We start from the raw sequence: 2,601 nt of genomic DNA, 5'->3' as shown, positions 1-2,601 counted from the left end.
ATTGTAGTTATCGTTGATAGCCTGAATGGCGGCTTCTTTTATGAAATCGGGAGTGTTAAAATCAGGTTCTCCCAGGCTTAATCCAATAATATCTTTTCCTTCGGCCTTAAGTTCACGCGCTTTTGCAGCCATTGCCAAAGTTTGAGAGGTTGCCAGGTTATTAATCCTGTCGGAAAGTTGTTCTTGCATTTTTTAAAAGTTAAGAATTAATTATACTGAAACTGCAGGTTTTGACCCCATTTCCTTAAGATGTTTGAAATGGGCGATTATTGCTGCGCGTGTGGTTTTATATTCGTTGTAAGGAAGGTTGCACTCCTTGGCGGTTTCCTTTACAATTTTTGAAATTTTCGAGTAGTGAATATGACTTATATTCGGAAAAATGTGATGCTCTACCTGGTGGTTGAGGCCACCTGTGAACCAGTTTACGATCTTGTTTTTTGTAGAAAAGTTCACCGTGGTAAAAAGCTGATGAATTGCCCAGGTGTTTTTCATAGTCCCGGTCTTATCGGGTAGTGGCATTTGGGTTTCCTTAACCACGTGTGCCAGCTGAAAAACTATGCTTAAAATTAATCCGGCGGTGTAATGCATCACGAAGAATCCAATTAGAATTTTCCACCAGGAAATAGAAAGAATCAGCATTGGAATTACAATCCAGATAGCAACATAAATAATCTTTGTGATCGCGACTATGCTCCATTGAGTAACCGGATTTGGCATTTTTCCATAGGAAAGCTTCCTTTTCAGGTAGTTTTTTGTTTGCTTGAAATCTGTGGTGAGAGCCCAGTTGAAGGTCAATAAACCATAAAGAAAAATAGAATAATAATGCTGAAACTTATGGAACCATCGCCACTCGGAATGTTCAGAAAATCGGATGATACGTCCTGCATCGAGATCTTCGTCATGACCGTGAATGTTAGTGTAAGTATGGTGAAGTACGTTATGTTGGACCTGCCAGTTGTAAACATTTCCGGCAAGCACATAAATAGTGCCTCCCATGAATTGATTTACCCATTTCTTAGTTGAATATGAGCCGTGATTTCCGTCATGCATAATATTCATGCCTACACCGGCCATTCCGGCACCCATTACTACGGTTAGTAAAAGCATCCACCACTGGGATATATCTAATGTAAGGATTAAAAAGTAAGGTGTTAAAAATAAGGAGAACATCGCTATGGCCTTTAGATGAAGCCTCCAGTTCCCTGTCTTTTTTAAATTGTTTTCTTTGAAATAATTATTAACTCTTTTGTTTAGAATCCTAAAGAACTTTGCAGAATCTACCCGGGAGAATTTTATTTGATTTTGAACGTTTTCCATGTAATTTTTTTGTAAACGGTAAAGGTAAAATTTTTATATAGTTAATCTATAATCAATACCGTATTAATATACGCTGCAATTTCAGCACCAAATTATGTATTTTTGTGGCAAATTTGAAAACTTTGGAATTAATAAAAAAATACTTTCCGGATTTAACCGAAGATCAGCTTTTAAAATTCGCCAAATTAGAAGAATTATACAAGGACTGGAACCTGAAAATAAATGTGGTTTCCCGAAAAGATATAGATGAGCTTTACTTACGGCATGTTTTACATTCTCTGGGTATTGCCAAAGTACAAAGCTTTAATCCCGGTTCAAAAATTCTTGACGTTGGGACCGGCGGTGGTTTCCCCGGAATTCCTTTAGCGATCCTTTTTCCTGAAACTCAATTCCACCTGGTAGACTCTATTGGGAAAAAGATTAAAGTAGTGGAGGAAGTTGTGGCCGGACTCGATCTTGAAAATGTGAAAGTAACCAATGCAAGGGTAGAAGAGATCTCTGGAGAATATGATTTTATTGTGAGTAGAGCTGTTGCAGCAATGCCAACTTTTGTTCACTGGGTTAAAGGGAAAATAGCCAAAAAGAGCAAACACGAGTTAAAGAACGGAATCCTATACCTAAAAGGTGGAGATCTCACCGTTGAACTCCGCGAATTTCCTAAAGCCACTATTTACGAACTCACCGATTATTTTGAAGAGGAGTTTTTCCTGACCAAAAAGGTGGTTCATCTTCCTCTTAAATACAAAAAGTAAGCTACTGTTTAATAATCACCTGGGTTGCTATCACTCCTTTATTGGTGTAGGCCCGTACAACGTAAACAGCAGAGCTAAGTGGTTTGTCCAGTTCTAAGGTTATTAGTTTTGCTGTTGGCACCTCTACAAAGTTATGTACCTCCTGTCCCGAAATACTGTAAATAACCAGTTTATTTATCTCCAACATTTCCGGGTTTTGAATATGTAATTCACGGGTATTGTAGGAATAACCAATATTCAGTTCCAAATCATCTTTTTCTGAAGCCTCTTCCTTTGGTTCCTCGCCATTATGAAAAACAATTTCATATCTGTCATCATGGGTTTCGGGCTCAAGATTAGCTTTAAAATCTGCCTTTCTTAAATCAAAATAAGTTTCTTCAGTTTTATCGTAAAGGTAAATATTTACGTGTTCAGGTAAATTCTCCAGTTGACTTATCTTTATGCTGAACTCACTTTCTTCAGCAATTTTTAACCCAATTGGTAGGACCTGATCAAGATAAAAATGGGGTACTCCCTGGATCACAAATTCATT

Annotated in this window: 3 protein-coding genes and 1 pseudogene; 1 reads left to right on the top strand and 3 read right to left on the bottom strand. The window is 37.6% G+C overall.

Translation table 11 applies throughout. The features are described 5' to 3' along the window. Together ACESK1_RS11150 and ACESK1_RS11145 are read right to left on the bottom strand one after the other, a co-directional pair. Nucleotides 1-189, bottom strand: a pseudogene (locus tag ACESK1_RS11150) (aspartate aminotransferase); the annotation flags it as partial. A 21-nt stretch (nucleotides 190-210) separates the two neighbouring features. After that, a complete protein-coding gene (locus ACESK1_RS11145; protein WP_372920257.1) occupies nucleotides 211-1,317 on the bottom strand; it encodes a fatty acid desaturase in 1,107 nt (368 codons plus the stop codon). A 122-nt stretch (nucleotides 1,318-1,439) separates the two neighbouring features. Between ACESK1_RS11145 and rsmG the strand changes: the two genes are divergently transcribed. Further along, nucleotides 1,440-2,069, top strand: coding sequence for a 16S rRNA (guanine(527)-N(7))-methyltransferase RsmG (rsmG, locus tag ACESK1_RS11140; RefSeq protein ID WP_372920256.1), 630 nt, complete (start codon nucleotides 1,440-1,442; stop codon nucleotides 2,067-2,069). A gap of 1 nt (nucleotide 2,070) precedes the next feature. Here rsmG and ACESK1_RS11135 read toward each other — a convergent pair. Continuing rightward, on the bottom strand, nucleotides 2,071-2,601 hold a 531-nt coding region (locus tag ACESK1_RS11135), incomplete at its 5' end, for a T9SS type A sorting domain-containing protein (protein ID WP_372920255.1).

This window comes from Salegentibacter sp., from assembly GCF_041642575.1.
Lineage (GTDB): Bacteria > Bacteroidota > Bacteroidia > Flavobacteriales > Flavobacteriaceae > Salegentibacter.
Note: the sequence above shows the minus strand (reverse complement) of the source record. Positions and strands in the feature narration are given on the sequence as shown.